The 17,809-nt window shown below is 69.6% G+C and carries 19 protein-coding genes; 6 read left to right on the forward strand and 13 right to left on the reverse strand.

What is annotated here, in order from left to right; genetic code table 11:
• The first annotated feature begins 167 nt into the window (after positions 1 to 167).
• Positions 168 to 935, forward strand: coding sequence for an SDR family NAD(P)-dependent oxidoreductase (locus NDW01_RS24510; RefSeq protein ID WP_252823916.1), 768 nt, complete (start codon positions 168 to 170; stop codon positions 933 to 935).
• 41 nt (positions 936 to 976) lie between these two features.
• The gene (locus NDW01_RS24515; protein ID WP_252823918.1) at positions 977 to 1,909 is read left to right on the forward strand and encodes an RNA polymerase sigma-70 factor; all 933 of its coding nucleotides are present in this window, start codon (positions 977 to 979) and stop codon (positions 1,907 to 1,909) included.
• A 521-nt stretch (positions 1,910 to 2,430) separates the two neighbouring features.
• Here NDW01_RS24515 and NDW01_RS24520 read toward each other — a convergent pair.
• Positions 2,431 to 4,017 (reverse strand): GMC family oxidoreductase, encoded by a 1,587-nt coding sequence (locus NDW01_RS24520; protein ID WP_454923423.1) that lies wholly within the window; start codon positions 4,015 to 4,017, stop codon positions 2,431 to 2,433.
• 195 nt (positions 4,018 to 4,212) lie between these two features.
• On the opposite strand from NDW01_RS24520, the gene NDW01_RS24525 reads away from it, so the two are divergent.
• Positions 4,213 to 5,712, forward strand: a complete 1,500-nt coding sequence (locus NDW01_RS24525; protein WP_252823923.1) for a M20/M25/M40 family metallo-hydrolase — start codon at positions 4,213 to 4,215, stop codon at positions 5,710 to 5,712.
• A 58-nt stretch (positions 5,713 to 5,770) separates the two neighbouring features.
• Positions 5,771 to 6,364: a cob(I)yrinic acid a,c-diamide adenosyltransferase gene (locus NDW01_RS24530; RefSeq protein WP_252823925.1), complete on the forward strand. Its 594-nt coding sequence runs from the start codon at positions 5,771 to 5,773 to the stop codon at positions 6,362 to 6,364.
• Between the two features lie 123 nt (positions 6,365 to 6,487).
• Here the strand turns inward: NDW01_RS24530 and NDW01_RS24535 are convergent, their stop codons facing one another.
• The 12 genes from NDW01_RS24535 to NDW01_RS24590 all read right to left on the reverse strand — a co-directional run bounded on the left by NDW01_RS24535 (position 6,488) and on the right by NDW01_RS24590 (position 16,068).
• A complete protein-coding gene (locus tag NDW01_RS24535; RefSeq protein ID WP_252778886.1) occupies positions 6,488 to 6,925 on the reverse strand; it encodes a DUF2550 domain-containing protein in 438 nt (145 codons plus the stop codon).
• 34 nt (positions 6,926 to 6,959) lie between these two features.
• Complete coding sequence (locus NDW01_RS24540) at positions 6,960 to 7,349, reverse strand: F0F1 ATP synthase subunit epsilon (RefSeq protein WP_252778885.1); 390 nt, start codon at positions 7,347 to 7,349, stop codon at positions 6,960 to 6,962.
• Positions 7,350 to 7,375: 26 nt separating this feature from the next.
• Positions 7,376 to 8,806 carry a F0F1 ATP synthase subunit beta gene (gene atpD, locus NDW01_RS24545; protein WP_252778884.1) on the reverse strand — a complete coding sequence of 477 codons (1,431 nt, stop codon included), beginning with the start codon at positions 8,804 to 8,806 and terminating at the stop codon, positions 7,376 to 7,378.
• Between the two features lie 8 nt (positions 8,807 to 8,814).
• The gene (locus NDW01_RS24550) at positions 8,815 to 9,735 is read right to left on the reverse strand and encodes a F0F1 ATP synthase subunit gamma (protein WP_252823927.1); all 921 of its coding nucleotides are present in this window, start codon (positions 9,733 to 9,735) and stop codon (positions 8,815 to 8,817) included.
• 3 nt (positions 9,736 to 9,738) lie between these two features.
• The gene (atpA, locus tag NDW01_RS24555) at positions 9,739 to 11,376 is read right to left on the reverse strand and encodes a F0F1 ATP synthase subunit alpha (protein ID WP_252823929.1); all 1,638 of its coding nucleotides are present in this window, start codon (positions 11,374 to 11,376) and stop codon (positions 9,739 to 9,741) included.
• Positions 11,377 to 11,413: 37 nt separating this feature from the next.
• Entirely contained in the window at positions 11,414 to 12,232 is an 819-nt protein-coding gene (locus NDW01_RS24560; protein ID WP_252823931.1) for a F0F1 ATP synthase subunit delta, read from the reverse strand.
• Positions 12,233 to 12,336: 104 nt separating this feature from the next.
• Positions 12,337 to 12,897, reverse strand: a complete 561-nt coding sequence (locus tag NDW01_RS24565; protein WP_252823933.1) for a F0F1 ATP synthase subunit B — start codon at positions 12,895 to 12,897, stop codon at positions 12,337 to 12,339.
• A 31-nt stretch (positions 12,898 to 12,928) separates the two neighbouring features.
• Complete coding sequence (gene atpE, locus NDW01_RS24570) at positions 12,929 to 13,165, reverse strand: ATP synthase F0 subunit C (protein ID WP_252823935.1); 237 nt, start codon at positions 13,163 to 13,165, stop codon at positions 12,929 to 12,931.
• 68 nt (positions 13,166 to 13,233) lie between these two features.
• Positions 13,234 to 14,022 carry a F0F1 ATP synthase subunit A gene (gene atpB / locus NDW01_RS24575; protein ID WP_252823937.1) on the reverse strand — a complete coding sequence of 263 codons (789 nt, stop codon included), beginning with the start codon at positions 14,020 to 14,022 and terminating at the stop codon, positions 13,234 to 13,236.
• A gap of 82 nt (positions 14,023 to 14,104) precedes the next feature.
• Positions 14,105 to 14,323 carry a hypothetical protein gene (locus NDW01_RS24580; RefSeq protein WP_252823939.1) on the reverse strand — a complete coding sequence of 73 codons (219 nt, stop codon included), beginning with the start codon at positions 14,321 to 14,323 and terminating at the stop codon, positions 14,105 to 14,107.
• Between the two features lie 60 nt (positions 14,324 to 14,383).
• Positions 14,384 to 14,812, reverse strand: a complete 429-nt coding sequence (locus NDW01_RS24585) for a hypothetical protein (RefSeq protein WP_252823941.1) — start codon at positions 14,810 to 14,812, stop codon at positions 14,384 to 14,386.
• Positions 14,813 to 14,919: 107 nt separating this feature from the next.
• Positions 14,920 to 16,068 carry an MraY family glycosyltransferase gene (locus tag NDW01_RS24590; RefSeq protein ID WP_252823944.1) on the reverse strand — a complete coding sequence of 383 codons (1,149 nt, stop codon included), beginning with the start codon at positions 16,066 to 16,068 and terminating at the stop codon, positions 14,920 to 14,922.
• Positions 16,069 to 16,662: 594 nt separating this feature from the next.
• Between NDW01_RS24590 and NDW01_RS24595 the strand changes: the two genes are divergently transcribed.
• Both NDW01_RS24595 and NDW01_RS24600 read left to right on the forward strand, forming a co-directional pair.
• Complete coding sequence (locus NDW01_RS24595; RefSeq protein ID WP_252823946.1) at positions 16,663 to 17,118, forward strand: hypothetical protein; 456 nt, start codon at positions 16,663 to 16,665, stop codon at positions 17,116 to 17,118.
• Between the two features lie 134 nt (positions 17,119 to 17,252).
• The gene (locus tag NDW01_RS24600; RefSeq protein WP_252823948.1) at positions 17,253 to 17,663 is read left to right on the forward strand and encodes a hypothetical protein; all 411 of its coding nucleotides are present in this window, start codon (positions 17,253 to 17,255) and stop codon (positions 17,661 to 17,663) included.
• Positions 17,664 to 17,809 lie beyond the last annotated feature (146 nt).

The raw sequence follows: 17,809 nt of genomic DNA on the forward strand, positions 1-17,809 counted from the left end.
CTCCGGGTCTGGGATGAGTCGCCGGGTCGCGTGCGCCTCGTCACGGCCCGGGACTCCTGTGCCCGACCATTCTGCGCCCGCATGTCACAGGGGACCGGGCTGTCTCGTCTCGGGATGCGAAGACGGATTCCGCGAAGAACACATCTCTCCACCGCAAGGAGCCGGTCATGAGCGAGCAGACCACACACCGGAGGATCGCGCTGGTCACCGGGGCGAACAAGGGGATCGGCCGCGCGATCGCCGAGGGACTCGGCGCGTTGGGCATGACGGTCCTGGTCGGCGCCAGGGACCCGCGGCGCGGCGAGGAGGCCGCCGCGGCGCTGCGCGCGGCGGGCGGTGACGCGCACGCGCTCATCCTGGACGTCACCGACCCGGACACCGTTCAGAAGGCCGCCGCGGAGGTCGGGGAGCGCTTCGGCCACCTCGACGTGCTGGTCAACAACGCCGGAATCACCGGCTCCGGGCAGGTTTCGCCCGCCGACGCCCACGATCAGATCCCCAGTACCGTCGACCTGGACATGGTCCGTACGGTGTTCGAGACCAACGTCTTCGGGGTGATCGCGGTGACCAACGCCATGCTGCCGCTGCTGCGGCGGTCACCGGCGCCGCGCGTCGTCAACGTCAGCAGTCACGCCGCGTCGCTGACCCTCACCAGCGACCCGGACGGCCCGTTCGCGGCGCTGCTGCCGTCGGCCGCGTACACGCCCTCCAAGGCCGCGGTGACGGCGCTGACCGTGCAGTACGCCAATGAGCTGCGGAAGGACGGCGTCCTCGTCAACGCCGCCGCCCCCGGCTTCGTCGACACCGACAGCAACGCCCACACCGGAACCCTCACCCCCGCGGAGGGCGCCGCGGTCGTGGTGCGCCTGGCCACGCTCGGCCCGGACGGACCGACCGCCGGGTTCTTCGGCGCGGAGGGCCGGCTGCCCTGGTGACGATGGTCAATGGGGCGGCGGGGTCACGGAGAGGCGCCGATGTGAAGCGGGTCGAGGAGTTCCAGGAGTTGCGGCCGCTGCTGTTCTCGATCGCCTACCGGATCCTGGGCAGCGTGAGCGAGGCCGAGGACGCGGTCCAGGAGACCTGGCTGCGCTTCTCGGCCTCCCCGACCCGGCCCGCCTCGGCCAAGGCGTTCCTGTCCGCCGCCGTGAGCCGGATCTCGATCGACGTGCTGCGCTCGGCGCGGGTCCGGCGGGAGGAGTACGTCGGACCGTGGTTCCCCGAGCCGCTGCTGGCCGATCCCTACCAGGACCCGGAGCGGTCGGCGGAGCTGGCCGACTCGGTGTCGATGGCGGCGCTGCTCCTCCTGGAGCGGCTCAGCCCGCTCGAACGCGCGGTCTTCGTGCTGCGGGAGGTGTTCGGGTTCGGCTTCCCGGAGGTCGCGTCGGCGGTGGGCCGGTCGGAGGCGGCGTGCCGCCAGCTCCTGGTGCGGGCGCGGCGCCACATGGACGCGGGCCGCCCCCGGTTCGAGGCCGACCGGCGCGACCGCGAGGAGCTCGCCGGCCGGTTCTTCGACGCCTTCCGGGAGGGGGACCTCGACGGGCTTCGGGACCTGCTGGCCGCCGACGTCCAACTGGTCGCCGACGGCGGCGGTAAGGCCCCGCAGTGGGCCGACCGCTTCATCGGCGTCCGGAACGTGGCCCGGGCGCTCGGCGCGCTCATCCCGCTCTTCGGCCGGAGCGGAGCGGAGCTGGAGCCCCACTCGGTGAACGGCCAGCCAGGTGCGATCTTCCGCGACCGGGACGGCAACGTCCTCACCGCCTGGGTGCTCGACGTCGCCGAAGGGCGGATCCAGACGATCCGCACGGTGCTCAACCCCGACAAGCTCGGGCACGTGGGTCCCGTGGCGGACGTCTGGGCGGCCCTCCACGAGGCGATGCGGGCGCGCCGGACCACGGATGGTGGTTCTTAGGCGCACCGCGGTGACTTAGGCGGCTGCCGGTGGCGGGCCCGCGGATCTAGGCCCGGAGGGCGACCGGGATGAGGCATTGTTCCGATGCCCCGGCCACCGCCTTAGGACGAACCTTATGAGTGCGAGGCCGGACCGGCCGGCCCGCACCACGAGGAGCACCAACGATGCACCCGGACATTCTGAAGGCGCTGATGGACGAGCGTGACCGCGAGGCGCGCGAGGCGGAGCGGCCCCGCGGCCTCCTGCGCCGCCGCGCCCGGTGAACCCGCTCAGGGCCTGTGCGCCCACGCCGAGCCCCGCCTGCACAGGCGCCCTCCATCCGGGCGGGGCTCAACGCGGGCGCACAGGCCGCCGCGAGCTCGACGTGGGCACCCGACCCAGCGCTCGACGCGGCCGCGCAGGCCGCCGTCGCGGGCTCGGCGCGGGCGCCCGGTCCACCGCGCCCCGAAGGCCCGGCGCGACCGCGCAGGTCGCCGCCGAGAGAACGCGCGCCCGGTCCGGCGGGCGGCGCGGCCCCACGGTCAGGCGAACTCGATCGGGGGCAGCAGCGGGCCGCCGGCGATCAGGTCGGCGGCCCGCTCGGCTATCGCGATCGTCGGGGCGTTGGTGTTGCCGCGCGGCACCACCGGCATGACCGACGCGTCGACGACGCGCAGGCCCTCCACGCCGCGCACCCGGAGTTCGGGGTCGCAGACCGAGTCCTCGGTGCCGCCCATCGCGCACGTGCTCGTGGGGTGGTAGAGCGTCACGACCTGACGGCGCACCCACTCGGCGAGGTCGTCGCCGTCGCGGCCGGGGGCGTACTCCCCGCCCACGATCCGGGCCATGGGCCCGGTCGCCGCGATCTCCCGGGCCTGGCGGACGCCCGCGAGGAGCACCTGGAGATCCGCCTCGTCGCCCAGGTAGTCCGGGTCGATGAGCGGCTTCCACCGCGGGTCGGCGGACCGCAGCGTCACGCTCCCCCGGCCGGCCACGGCCACGGTCGTGGCGAACACCGACATGGCGCGCTTGTTCGCGTCGGTGAGGCCCTGGTCGAGGTACGGCGTGGGGAGCACGTGGTACTGCAGGTCCGGGGCCGGCAGGTCGGGCCGCGTCCGTACGAAGCCGCCGCCCTCGGCGATGTTCGAGGCGTACGGGCCGCGCCCCAGGGCCTGGTACAGCATGAGGCTGCGCAGGTTGACGCCCTCCCAGAGCGCCTTGGTGTCCGGGGTGTGCCACATGACGGGCACCATCGGATGATCCTGCAGCCCGGTGCCCACGGCGGGCAGGTCGACGATCACGTCGATGCCGTGCGAGCGCAGGTGGTCGGCCGGCCCGATCCCGGACAGCATGAGGACCTGCGGGGAGTTGACCGCTCCCCCGGACAGGATGACCTCGCGCCGGGCGACGGCGCGCTGCTCGGTGCCGCCGCGCAGGTACGCCACGCCGGTGGCCCGGCCGTCCTCGATGACCACGCGGGTGACGAGCGCGTCGGTCGCGACGGTGAGGTTCGGCCGGTCGGCGGCGCGGGACAGGTAGCCGTCCGCGGTCGACCAGCGGCGGCCGCGCCGCTGCGTCACCTGGTAGAACCCCGCCCCGTCCTGCTCGGCGCCGTTGAAGTCGTCGTTGGCGGCCAGGCCGAAGTCGGTCGCCGAGTCGATCCAGGCGCGGACCATCGGATGCTTGAAGCGCAGGTCCTCGACCCGGAGCGGCCCGCCGGTGCCGTGGTAGTCGGACGCGCCGCGCTGCTGGTCCTCGGCGCGCATGAAGTACGGCAGCAGGTCGGCGTATCCCCAGCCCTTGCAGCCGTACTCGTCGCGCCAGGTGTCGAAGTCGTGCCGGTGCCCCCGGATGTAGATCATCGCGTTGGTCGACGAGCTGCCGCCGAGCGTGCGGCCGCGCGGCCAGTAGACGGTGCGGCCGGCGGCGTGCGGCTGCGGGGTCGTCGTGTAGTCCCAGTCGTACTGGCTCTTGAACAGCGCCGCGAGCCCGGCCGGGATGTGGATCTCGGGGGCGTCGTCGGGTGGTCCGGCCTCCAGGAGCAGGACCTTCGTGCCGGGGTCCGCGGTCAGCCGATCCGCGAGCACGCAGCCCGCGCTGCCGGCACCGACGATGACGTAGTCGTACACGGCCGCCTCCACGCCTCGAGAGCCTGCGCGAAACGATAGCGATCAGGGACGATCTCGGACAGTGGCCCGAATCACGTTCTAGTCCCCGATTTCCGGCATCCCTGCAACGAGTCGATCTCATGGCCTGGCGCGCGAAACCCGGCGATGTCAGGATGCGCGGCATTACCTCCGCTTTACCCCACGAAGGGAACGGCGTTGCGAAAACTCGCCATCGGTACCCTCATCGGCCTGGTGGCGGCCTCCATCGGGGCCGCCACCCCCGCGGACGCGGCCGCACAGCCGCGCCTCGACCGGCTGGTGAAAGTGAAGGACATCCGCCGGCACCAGAAGGACCTTCAGACGATCGCCACCGACAACGGCGGCACCCGCGCGGCGGGCGAACCCGGCTTCGAGGTCTCCACGAAGTACGTCGTCAAGCAGTTGCAGAAGGCCGGCTACCGGCCGACGGTGCAGGACTTCCCGTTCGACTACTACAAGCAGAAGACACCCGCGGTCTTCGACCGGCCCGGCGGCGCGAACTACGTCTATGGCACCGACTACGCGACCCTGGACTTCTCCGGCTCCGGTGACGTCACCGCCACCGCGACGGCGGTCGACCCGGCGGGCGCCGGCGTGGGCAGCGGCTGCGAGGCCGACGACTTCACCGGCTTTCCCAAGGGCAACATCGCCCTGGTCAAGCGCGGCGGCTGCAACTTCTCGGTGAAGGCCGGCAACGCTCAGAACGCCGGCGCCGCCGCCATCGCCATCTACAACGACGGCGCCTCGCCCGACCGGATGGGCCCCGTGGAGGGCACCGCCAGCACCCCCTGGCAGATCCCGGTGATCGGCCCGACCTACCGGCTCGGCACCGACCTGGTGCAGGCGGCATCGTCCGGGATCCTGACGCTGCACATCAAGACGGACACCTTCAGCGAGCAGCGGACGGCGCACAACGTCATCGCCGAGACCAAGCGCGGCCGCGCGGACAACGTCGTCGTCCTCGGCGCGCACCTCGACAGCGTCACCACCGGCCCCGGCATCAACGACAACGGCAGCGGCACCGCCACGGTCCTCACCATCGCCGAGCAGATCGGCAAGCTGGGCAAGGGCATCAAGAACAAGGTGCGGTTCGCGTTCTGGGGCGCCGAGGAAGAAGGCCTGCTCGGCTCGGAGTACTACGTCACGCACCTGACCGCCGCGCAGAAGGCCAGGATCGCCCTGAACCTCAACTTCGACATGCTCGGCTCGCCCAACGGCGTCCGGGGCGTGTACGACGGCGACGACTCCCAGGGCGCGGGCACCAACCCGCCCCCCGGCTCCGGCGCGATCGAAAAGGTCTTCCTCGACTACTACGGCCGGCGGAAGCTCGCGACCTCGCCGAGCGAGTTCAACGGACGCTCGGACTACGGGCCGTTCATCGAGAACGGCATTCCGGCCGGCGGCCTCGACTCCGGCGCGGAGGGCATCAAGACGGAGGCCGAGGCGAAGACCTACGGCGGTCAGGCGGGCGTCGCGTACGACCCGTGCTACCACCAGGCCTGCGACACCTACACCAATAACAACAGCACCATCCTCGACCAGCTCGCGGACGGCGCGGCCCACGCCGCCCAGGTCTTCGCGGGCAGCACGCTCCCGGTCAACGGCGACCGCGTCGCCGCTCCGCGGACGGCCCGCGCGCACGTCCAGCACGCGCCCGCCGGCCGAGTGCTCCGCTAGCACCGTGCGGGGCCGGGCGGCCGCCCGGCCCCGCACGCGTACTCATAGGGTGGCGGGCATGGCGAAAGAGCGTGACGACCAGCCCGTCGTCCTGTCGAAGATCTACACGCGGACCGGGGACGACGGCACGACCAACCTCGGCGACATGAGCCGTACGGCCAAGACCGACCCCCGGCTGGCGGCGTACGCCGACGTGGACGAGGCCAACAGCGCGATCGGCGTCGCGCTCGCCATGGGCGACCTGCCCGAGGACATCGCCGCGCTGCTCACCCGGGTCCAGAACGACCTGTTCGACGTCGGCGCGGACCTGAGCACGCCGGTCGTCGCGGAGCCGAAGTTCCCGCCGCTGCGGGTCACCGAGGACTACATCACCCGGCTGGAGGCCGCGTGCGACGAGCACAACGCCGACCTGGCCACACTGCGCAGCTTCATCCTGCCCGGCGGAACACCCGGAGCGGCGCTGCTGCACGTCGCCCGTACGGTCGCCCGGCGCGCCGAGCGGACCACCTGGGCGGCGCTGACGGTCCACGAGGACATGAACCCGCTGACCGCGCAGTACCTCAACCGCCTGTCCGACCTGCTGTTCATCCTCGCCCGCAAGGCGAACGGCGACCGCGGCGACGTGCTGTGGAAGCCGGGCGGCGAGCGCTGAGCCCAAAGTGACGGTTCGCCCGCCGTACGATCCGGCGCCGGGCGCCGGACGTCAGGCGATCGGCGGGCCCGGCGGGGGCGCCTTGCGTCAGGCGGCCGGCGGAACGCCCGAGGCCTTCTGGCGTCAGGCGATCGGTGAGCCCGGCGGGGCGGCCTCGAGCCAGGCGAGGAAGCCGGTCAGCGCCGCTCCGCTCATCGCCAGCTCGACGGTGCCCTCACCGTCCTGAATCTCGAGGATGCCGGCGTCCGGCTGCAGCGCGGCCTCCTCCTCGGCCTCCGGCTTACGGCGCCCGGATACGACGAGGCCCCGGCGGGATACGACCCGCCGGGGCCTCAGCCGAATGCCGAAAATCGCGAACCAGAGCAGCTCGTCACCGTTGTACCGGCCGATGCCGAGCCGCCATACGCCACGGCCGTGGGGGTCGCGGAGGCTGCACTCCACCGTGCCGCCGCGGCGTTCGAGCAGCCAACGCCGCAGCGACAGGAGGGCGAACGCGGCGAGCACCGCCACCAGGACGACAGCGAGCAACCCGCCGATGTCCCAAGCCAGGTACTCGCCCAACTCCCCCCTACTTCCCCCACGAGTCCTTAGACGGTCAGATCTCCTGGCCGGCCGCCCGCAGGCGCGCCCGGGCCCGCCGTTGCGCGACCGCGGCCTCCTCGCCCTCCAGGCCGGAGACCCGCTCGTACTCCGCGCGGGCGGCCTCGAGGTCGATCTCACCGCCCAGCTCGGCGTACTCGGCGAGCACCGACACCTCGTCGGAGGCTACCGAGAAGAACCCGCCGGAGACCATCGCGGAGATGGTCTCCGACTCGTCGGCGGGCTTGATCCGCACGACACTGCCGTCCACCAGCAGGCCCAGGACCGGCGCGTGACCGGGCATGATGCCCATCTCACCCTCGATGGTCTTGGCAACGACCATATCGGCTTCGCCGGCCCAGATCTCACGCTCCGGTGAGACGAGCTCGACGTGCAGCTTTGCCACTTGCTCTCCTCCGAACGCGCGAGGCGTTACTTCTGCAGCTCCTGGGCCTTCTTCTCGGCCTGCTCGATGCCACCGACCATGAAGAACGCCTGCTCAGGGAGGTGGTCGTACTTACCCTCGGCGATGGCCTTGAAGGACGCGACCGTGTCGCTCAGCGAGACGTTCTCACCCGGCTGGCCCGTGAAGGCCTCGGCCATGTACATCGGGTGCGACAGGAAGCGCTCGATGCGGCGGGCGCGCTCGACCGTGACCTTGTCCTCTTCGGAGAGCTCGTCGATGCCCAGGAGGGAGATGATGTCCTGCAGCTCCTTGTAGCGCTGCAGGATCTGCTTCACGTGCTGGGCGGTCTCGTAGTGCTCCCGGCCGAGGATGACCGGGTCCATGATGCGCGACGTCGAGTCGAGCGGGTCCACCGCCGGGTAGATGCCCTTCTCCGTGATCGCACGGGAGAGCACCGTGGTGGCGTCGAGGTGCGCGAACGTGGTGTGCGGGGCGGGGTCGGTGATGTCGTCCGCGGGCACGTAGATCGCCTGCATCGAGGTGATCGAGTGGCCGCGGGTCGAGGTGATCCGCTCCTGCAGCTCGCCCATCTCGTCGGCGAGGGTCGGCTGGTAACCCACGGCGGACGGCATACGGCCGAGCAGCGTGGAGACCTCCGAACCCGCCTGGGTGAACCGGAAGATGTTGTCGATGAACAGCAGCACGTCCTGGTTCTGCACATCGCGGAAGTACTCCGCCATGGTCAGCGCGGACAGGGCCACCCGCAGACGGGTGCCCGGCGGCTCGTCCATCTGGCCGAAGACGAGCGCCGTGTCCTTGAGGACGTCGGCCTCCTTCATCTCCAGCAGCAGGTCGGTGCCCTCACGGGTACGCTCACCGACGCCCGCGAACACCGAGGTACCACGGTGGTTGCGGGCGACACGGGTGATCATCTCCTGGATGAGCACCGTCTTGCCCACACCGGCGCCGCCGAACAGGCCGATCTTGCCGCCCTTGACGTACGGGGTGAGCAGGTCGATGACCTTGATGCCGGTCTCGAGGATCTCGGTCTTGCTCTCGAGCTGGTCGAACGCCGGCGCGTGCCGGTGGATCGGCCAGCGCTCGGTGACCTCCAGCGACGAGGTCGGGACGTCGAGGGACTCGCCGATGGTGTTGAAGACGTGGCCCTTGACGCCGTCGCCGACCGGCACCGAGATCGGGGCGCCCGTGTCGACCACCGGCGCGCCGCGGACGACGCCGTCGGTGGGCTGCAGCGAGATGGCGCGGACCATGTTGTCGCCGATGTGCTGGGCGACCTCCAGGGTCAGCGTCCGGGTCTCACCACCGATCGTGACCTCGATCTGCAGCGCGTTGTAGATGTCCGGCATCGTGTCGACGGAGAACTCCACGTCGATGACGGCGCCGGTGACGCGGGCGACCCGGCCCGTCGCCGTGGCTGTTTCTACCGAAGCAGTCATGGTGACTCTCACTCACTCCCCGCGGAGCTCTCGGCGAGCGCGTTCGCGCCACCGACGATCTCGCTGATTTCCTGCGTGATCTCGGCCTGACGGGCCTGGTTCGCAACACGCGTCAGGTTCTCGATCACATCGTTGGCGTTGTCGGTCGCCGACTTCATCGCCCGCCGCCGCTGTGCGTGCTCGGAGGCGGCCGCCTGGAGCAGCATGTGCCAGATCCGGCTCTCGATGTAGTTCGGCAGGAGGGCGTCGAGCACGGCCTCCGCGGAGGGCTCGAACTCGTACGCCGGCAGCACGCCCTGGGTCTGCTCCTCCGGGGCCTGCTCGGACTCCTCGATCTCCAGCGGCAGCAGCCGGCGGACCTGCGCCGTCTGCGTCAGCATCGACACGAACTCGGTGTAGACGACATGGATCTCGGCGACGCCGCCCTCGTCCGCGGGCTTCTCGAACTCCCGGACGAGGGTGCGGCCGATCGCCTCGGCGTTCTCGAACCGCGGGTTGTCGCTGAAACCGGTCCACTCCTCGGCGAACTCGCGCTCGCGGAAGCGGTACCAGCCGACGCCCTTGCGCCCGACGATGTACGGGACGGGCTCCTTGCCCTGCTCCCGCAGCATCGTCATCAGCCCTTCGGCCTCACGAATGACGTTGGCGTTGTAGCCGCCCGCGAATCCGCGGTCGCTCGTGATGATCAGCACGGCGGCGCGCTTGCTGTCGCTCCGCTCGGTCAGCAGCGGGTGGCCGACACCGACGTTGTGGCTGACCAGCGCGGAGATGGCGCGCGTGATCTGCCGGGCGTACGGCCCCGACTCCCGCACCCGCTGCTGTGCCTTGACGATCCGCGACGAGGCGATGAGCTCCTGCGCACGCGTGATCTTCGCCATCGACCTCGTCGTGGCGATGCGGCGCCGGATCGTCCGAAGCTGGGCACCCATGCCTTACTTCTTCCTTACGCGGGTGATCTTCTCCTGCTCGACGTCACCCTCGGCGATGGCCTCGACCGGCTGCTCCTGGACCAGCAGGCCGTGGTTCGTCGTCTCGAAGCCCTTCTTGAACTCCGCGATGGCGTCCTTCAGGGTCGCCTGGGCGTCGTCGCCGAACTGGCCGGTCTCCCGGATGCCGTCCAGCAGACCCGGCTGGTTGCGCTTGACGTAGTCGAGCAGCTCGGCCTCGAACCGGCGGATGTCCTCGATCGGCACGTCGTCGAGCTCGCCGTTCGTGCCCGCCCAGATGGAGACGACCTGCTGCTCCATCGGGAACGGGTTGTTCTGCGGCTGCTTGAGCAGCTCGACCAGGCGGGCGCCGCGGTCCAGCTGGGCGCGCGACGCGGCGTCCAGGTCGGACGCGAACGCGGCGAACGCCTCCAGGTCGCGGAACTGCGACAGGAACAGCTTCAGGTTGCTCGTCGCCTTGCGCATCGCCTTGGTCATCGCGGCGCCGCCGACGCGGGACACCGAGATACCGACGTTGATGGCCGGCCGGACACCCTGGTTGAACAGGTCGGTCTCGAGGAAGACCTGGCCGTCGGTGATCGAGATGACGTTGGTCGGGATGTACGCCGAGACGTCGTTGCCCTTGGTCTCGATGATCGGCAGACCCGTCATCGAGCCGGCACCCATGTCGTCCGACAGCTTCGCGCACCGCTCCAGCAGCCGCGAGTGCAGGTAGAACACGTCGCCGGGGTAGGCCTCACGGCCCGGCGGGCGGCGCAGCAGCAGCGAGATCGCGCGGTACGACTCGGCCTGCTTGGACAGGTCGTCGAACACGATCAGCACGTGCTTGCCCTCGTACATCCAGTGCTGGCCGATGGCCGAACCGGTGTAGGGGGCGATGTACTTGTAGCCCGCGGGCTCGGACGCCGGAGCCGCCACGATCGTGGTGTACTCCAGGGCGCCGGCCGCCTCGAGCGTGGCCCGCACCTGCGCGATCGTCGAGCCCTTCTGGCCGACCGCGACGTAGATGCAGCGGACCTGCTTGTTCGGGTCGCCGCTCTCCCACGCCTGCTTCTGGTTCAGGATCGTGTCGATCGCGACGGTGGTCTTGCCGGTCTGCCGGTCACCGATGATCAGCTGCCGCTGACCACGGCCGATCGGGGTCAGCGCGTCGATCGCCTTGATGCCGGTCTGCAGCGGCTCGCCCACCGGCTGCCGCTGCATGACGCCCGGCGCCTGCAGCTCCAGCTCGCGACGGCCGGTCGTCTCGATCGCGCCCTTGCCGTCGATCGGGTTCCCCAGCGAGTCCACGACGCGGCCGAGGTAGCCGTCGCCGATCGGGACCGACAGCACCTCGCCGGTCCGCTTGACCTGCTGGCCCTCTTCGATCTTGGAGAAGTCGCCCAGGATGACGACACCGATCTGCCGAACGTCAAGGTTCAGCGCGATGCCGCGCGTGCCGTCCTCGAACTCAAGGAGCTCGTTCGCCATGGCCGAGGGCAGGCCCTCGACGAAGGCGATGCCGTCGAAGCACTCGACGACGGTCCCGACCTCCTCGCGCGCGGCGGTCTCCGGCTCGTAGGCCTGGACGAAGCGCTCGAGCGCGCCCCGGATCTCCTCCGGCCGGATCGTCAGCTCCGCCATGTCTTCTTCGTCTCTCTCCGTGAGTCCGATGCTTGGTTCAGCTCGCCCGTTCGATTCGCCGGCGGACGTCTTCCAGCCGGCGAGCGATGGTGCCGTCGATTTCCTCGTCCCCGATCTGGACGGAAATACCACCCAGGACGGAGGGGTCGACCTCGATGTTCAGGTGAACGTCGCGGCCGTACTGCGCGGACAGCGCGGCCGTCAGCCGCGTCTTCTGCGCCTCGTCCAGCTCGACCGCCGCACGGACCACCGCGACCAGCCGGTTGCGGCGCTCGGCGACGATCCGTCCGTAGCTCTCGAGCGCTCGCTCCAGACTACGTCCTCGCGGATGTGCGACGGCCTCGCTGACCAGCTGCAACGTCGCCGCGGTGGCCTTGCCCTCCAGCAGCGTGGTCACCAGCTCGACCTTGCGCTCGCCCGGCACCCGCCGGTCCACCAGCGCGCCCCGCAGCTCCGGCTGCGCCTCGACGATCCGGCCGAAGCGGAAGAGCTCGTCCTCCACGTCGTCGATCCGCCCCTGCGCCTCCGCGGCGGCCGCGATGGCGGTCACGCCGAGCTCCTCGAGCGCGTCGGTCAGCTCGGTGGACCGCGCCCACCGCTGCCGCACGACGTCGCCGACGAAGTCGCGGACCGCCGGCGTGACGTTGCCGTCGAGCACGGCCGTGGCCAGCCCCGCCCGCCGGTCGGCCGGCTGGGCCGGGTCCGACAGGGCCCGGCGCAGCACGTGCTCCCGGTCGAGCAGGTGCACCACGGCGAACAGCTCACCGCCGAACGCCGCCGCGTCACGCGTGGCGGACAGGGCGGCCTCGAGCCGCTCCCTGGCCTCGACGAACGAGGCCCTGCTCGCGCCTATCATGGTCGCGCTCCCCTCCTCGTTCGCTTCGCGGCCGGCGCGGGACGCTTCGCGTCGAAGGCGCCGACCACTCCGCTCACTCGTCGGCTCGCCGCTCCGATCATTCGTTACGCCCCCGCCCGCGCACGGTCCTCGAGCTCGTCGAGGAACCGGTCGACGGTGCCGCGACGCCGGGCCTCGTCCTCCAGGGACTCGCCGACGATGCGGCCGGCCAGCTCGATCGCGAGCTCCCCGATCTCCGTACGGAGCTGGGTGAACGCGAGCTGCCGGTCGGCGTCGATCTGGGTGTGCGCCTGGTCGACGAGCCGCTGTGCCTCAGCCTGCGCCTGGTCGCGCAGCTCCGCGATGATCTGCGCACCCTGCTCGCGCGCCTCTTCGCGGATCCGTGCGGCCTCCTGCCGGGCCTCGGCCAGCTGCGTCTGGTACTGCTCGAGCGTCCGCTGAGCCTCGGCCTGCGCCTCCTCGGCCCGCTTGATCCCGCCCTCGATCGCGTCAGTGCGCTCCTCGAGCGCCTTCTGGATGCGCGGGATGAGGATCTTGCCGAGGAAGAACAGCACGACAAGGAACGCGAAGATGCCGACGACCATCTCCGCCGCGTCGGGCAGCAGAGGGTTCGGATTCTGGTTCTCCGCGGCCAGCGGCCCCGCGACGTGTTGCGCCAGGAACATGGCGTGCACAGCCTTCCGTCAGGATTTCAGATCAGTGGTAGACGAACGGCATGACCAGACCGATCAGGGCGAGCGCCTCGGAGAAGGCGAAGCCCAGGATCATGTTCTGGCGGATGACGCCCGTCATCTCGGGCTGGCGGGCCATGGCCTGCACGCCCTGGCCGAAGACGACACCCACACCGATGCCCGGGCCGATGGCCGAGAGGCCGTACCCGATCGACTTGAGGCCGGGGTTGATGTCGGCGGCGGCGGCGAGGATCTGCGACATTCCGTTTCCTTTTCAGTCGGCCGGCGGAAGTCCCGCCGGTCAGGTTCTGGGGTTGAACCGGTCGAGGATCAGTGGTCCGCGTACAGGCCGGCGCTGATGTAGAACGCGGCCAGCAGCGCGAAGACGTAGGCCTGCACGGCCTGGACGAACAGCTCGAAGGCCGTCATCGCGATGGTCAGTATGACGCCGAGGACGCCGACGGGAGCGCCGAGCGGGGTCAGCTTCTCGAAGAGGAAGTGGAAGCCCACCGTCGCGAACAGCGCGACGAGAAGGTGACCGGCGAACATGTTCGCGAAGAGCCGCACCGCGTGCGTGAACGGCCTCAGCAGGAAGGTCGAGGCGAACTCGATCGGGATGACGAGGACGTACAGCGGCTTCGGCAGGTCCGGCGGCATGGTCGCGTTCTTCAGCAGGCCGAAGAAGCCCTGGTGCTTGACGCCGACGACCCAGAAGGTGATGTAGACCAGCGCGGCGAGCACGGCCGGGAAGGCGATCCGGGAGTTCACCGGGAACTGCGCGAACGGGATCACCGACATGATGTTGCCGAGCCACACGAAGAAGAAGAGCGGCACCAGCAGGCGCATCCACTTCTCCGCGTCCTTGCCCAGGAACGGCCGCGCGATCTCGTCGCGCACGAACATGTACAGGACCTCGCCGAGGTTCTGCGCGCCGCGGGGCACGAGCTTCGGCTTGGCGAACGCGGCCCAGAAGAAGGCCACGACGACGATCATCACGATCAGGCACAGGACGATCGGCTTCGCCACGGCGAACGAGCCGATGTGGAACAGGGGCTTCCACTCGAACAGACCGAGACCCGGAGCCTCGAAGTCCTTGGCGAGGAGGTGCGGCGCACTCACCCGGCGATCCTTTCGCAGTCGTAGCTCATCAAGGCGGCAACCTTGCTGTCGTCTCGGTGGGCTACGGCTCCGCAGGCCTTATTCAGCGGCCGTAGCGGGCGTAGACCAGGTAGCTCGCGAAGACAAGGCCGAACACCAGCCCAATGGGGAGCAGGGCCGGGACGTGGAGCCAGCGCGCGAGCAGCCATCCCGCCCCGCCGTAGACGAGCATGCCTCCCAGCAGGGTGGCGGGTGCCGCCGACATGTCGTTGGCGAACTTGCGGTTCTCTGCTTCGCTGGGCTGACGCCCATCCCCGGTCATCGCGTCTCGGACGATAGCAGGCCACCTCCCGCGTAGTCATATTGGAGTAGTCCATTGTCATCATGCGCCCTGCTTGTCCTGCTCCTGCGCCCGGGGGGCAGAGTTCACATACGGGGTCTTCGCGTTGAGGGTCGCGTTGGTCTCGGCGGCCAGCCAGACGATGGTCAGGGCGATCACCGTCCAGCCGAAGGCACGAGAATCCCAGATCGTCACGCCTTTGAACGCGACGACGAGGCCCAACACGACGACGAATTTCACGAGGAAGCTGAGCAGGCCGGCCATCAGGACCATCTGTTCAGAAATTTTCGTGACATAGCTGACGACGACCACCCCGAGGGTGAAGAATGCAAGCACCACGACGGTCCCGAGCGCGGAGCCCAGGGCTCCCTTGCCGCCCGCGAAGAGCAGGCCGACGATGATCGCCACCAGGCCGACGAGCCCGGTCGGGATCGCGGCGCCGCGGAGGATCCGGGCGTCGTTGGAGTGCATGAGTGCTCCGAGTGTTCACGGTGGGTGTTCGGTTGCCCGCTCGTGAAAGGTATCACAAGCTTCTCACTGCTCGGAATGACCTACCAAGTAATGGTAAAACCCGCAGCTCACGCGGCCTGCCGAGGACGCTTGTCCGAGGGGGTCTCCTCACCCGTCCGGTGTCGCCGTCCGTGCGGTCGCAGCTGCGGAAACGCCATCACGACCAGCGCGGCGATCGCGACCACGCTCGCGGCGGCCAAGACGAGCAGCGGCGACTTCGCCGCCGACAGCGCGACCACCCCGAAGGAGAACAACGCCGTCCACAGGTACATCACCAGCGCGGCCCCCCGATGCGAGTGGCCGAGGTTCAGCAGCCGGTGGTGCATGTGCTTCTTGTCCGGTGCGAACGGCGACCGTCCGCCGTACGTCCGGCGGACCACCGCCATCAGCATGTCGGCGTAGGGAACGACCAGGATCGCCACCGGCAGCAGCGGCAGCAGCGTCGGGAACCGGTTGATGGAGCCCTTGAGGGCCGCCGGGTCGAAGCCCGAGACAGTGATCATGGACGTGGCCAGCAGCAGCCCGATCAGCATGGACCCCGTGTCGCCCATGAAGATCCGCGCCGGGCTGAAGTTGTGCGGGAGGAATCCGACGCACATGCCGGTCAGCACGGCCGCGATCAGCGCCGGGGCGCTCTGGTGGTCGAGGTGCGCGACGACCGTGACCAGGTAGGCGTACACGAAGAAGGCCAGCGCCGAGATGCCCACGATGCCGGCGGCCAGCCCGTCGAGCCCGTCGATGAAGTTGACCGCGTTGATGGTCGCGACCACCAGGAGAATCGTGACCGGCACGCCGTACGACGGCGGCAGCGCCAGGGTCGCCCCGGGCAGCGGGATCCACAGCAGCTGGACGCCGTTCATGATGAGCAGCCCGGCCGCCGCGACCTGACCGGCCATCTTGGTCAGCGCGTCGATCTCCCAGCGGTCGTCGGCGATGCCCACCACGACCAGCAGGCCACCGGCCGACAGCAGCCCCACCCACGTGGGACTCTCGGTGAAGACGTCGCGCATGTGCGGCAGCCGTGAGGCCATCAGCAGCGCGGCGCACATCCCGAAGAACATCGCCAGGCCGCCGATCCGCGGCGTGGGGATGGCGTGCACGTCACGGTCGCGGACCGGCGTCATCGCCTTGAAGGCGATCGCGAACTTCCGCACCAGGGGGACGAGAAGGTAGGTGACGATCGACGCCGTCAAGAACGTGAGGATGTACTCCCGCACCGCCAGCCTCCCTCCACCGTCCGCCGAGCCCGCCGTGCGGGACCCAACTCTATTCCCGATGACCAAGCGGCGATGGTCACTCCGGCGGTCCGGGGCGAGACTCGATCGAATGGTCCTGTGCAGGCCGCGGTGGCAGTGGACGGTGCCGGCGTCCGCGAGTGTGCCGATGATCACATGCCCGGCCGCGCCGCCCCATCGCCCGGACACGCCCCTCTTCGGTGCCGCTACGATCATCGCCCCACCGCGGCGATGTCTCCTGCTCAGGTCAGACGCTCGACACCCCGCGAAGGTTCGGCTCCCGGCGCGTCACCGGCGGCCTGAATGCAGGAAAGAAGGACCCTGGACCCCGCCCCCGACATTCTTCGCCGCCGACATCAGGGCACACCTCCCGCCTGTCCGTTAGATGCTGGTAGCCACCCATCGGTTCCCGTCCTTTGGCGGCCAAAAATCACCCGAAAAACCGCCACAACGGAATCTTCGGAAGTGCTACGGTCCATGACCGTTCATTCCAACTCCGAACACGGAGGATCAATGCGTCGTTTCGCGACTCTTGTCGCCACGGGGGCCGTCGCAGCCGCAGCTGCCATCAGTCTGATGGCGGCACCCGCCAGCGCCGCAAGCGCGGACACCAAGGCCGTCATCGGCAAGAGCCTGCAGTCCGGCGTCAGCGCCGAGGCGTCCATCAAGTACCACTACTGGCAGATCGGTGGCTCGAAGCACAAGGGCTACACCCGCTGGACCGGGGCCTACGACATCGCCGGTGTGTACACCTACGGGAAGTACGGCACGTCCGGCGGCAAGGTCGTGCTGTACGTCTACGGCAAGGACACCAAGGCCGACGGCAGGTCGGCCGGCATCGAGATCAAGGGGCTGCCGGGTTACAAGTACCCGCAGGTCTTCACCCCGAAGAAGGGCAAGAAGACCTTCTCGGTGGGCGGCAGCACCGGCGCGAAGACCGTCTACATCCGCGAGGTGCTGGGCAACCGCAACAAGGATGGCGTGAGCTTCGACGTCAAGAAGGCCGGCAAGTGGAAGAAGATCTCCGCCTGAGTCGGTAGTCGCTTGACACTGAGCTGACGGGAAGAGCCCTGGGGCGCGCCAGGGCTCTTCTTCTTTATCTGGAGCAAAGCAGTCAAACTGCTAAGATCATCACTCGTACCGCCCAAGCGATCCTGGAGGGATCAATGCGGCGAATCGCGATGGTGACCCTCGCAGCCGGCGTCCTGATCACGACCTTTTCGCTGACCACGACGCCGGCGGACGCGGCGGTCGGCTTTTGGCGCACCGTTGGCCTGTCCGGCGTCGATGCCTACGGGTTCTACAACACCGAGGCCTCCAAGGTGACGCTGACCTTCGACCTCAAGGACACGGAGAAGGACGGCTACAGCGCCGCGCTCCGCTTCACCTTCACCGGTACGAAGAAGCAGAAGGACGACGTACGGGTCGTCGCGCTCACGGGCGACCGGCTCCAGGACAAGTGGCAGACCGTCACGTCCACCCGGATCAAGCACATGTACGTCCAGGAGTGCCGGGGCACCTGGAAGAAGGGCAAGTTCACGACCAGGAAGTGCGGTGCCTGGCGCCAGCACTACTGACGTCGTCCCGTCCGCCGCCAGGCGGGTGCGCCTATGTCTCGGGCCTGTCCCAGGGCGGACGGAATGCTCGGCGATTGCGGGTCGAGGACGGACCAAAGACCACAGATCGTCACCGCAGGCCGTGCTTCTCCCCGCATTCGACGGTA

The organism is Actinoallomurus soli, assembly GCF_024055715.1.
Taxonomy (GTDB): domain Bacteria; phylum Actinomycetota; class Actinomycetes; order Streptosporangiales; family Streptosporangiaceae; genus Actinoallomurus; species Actinoallomurus soli.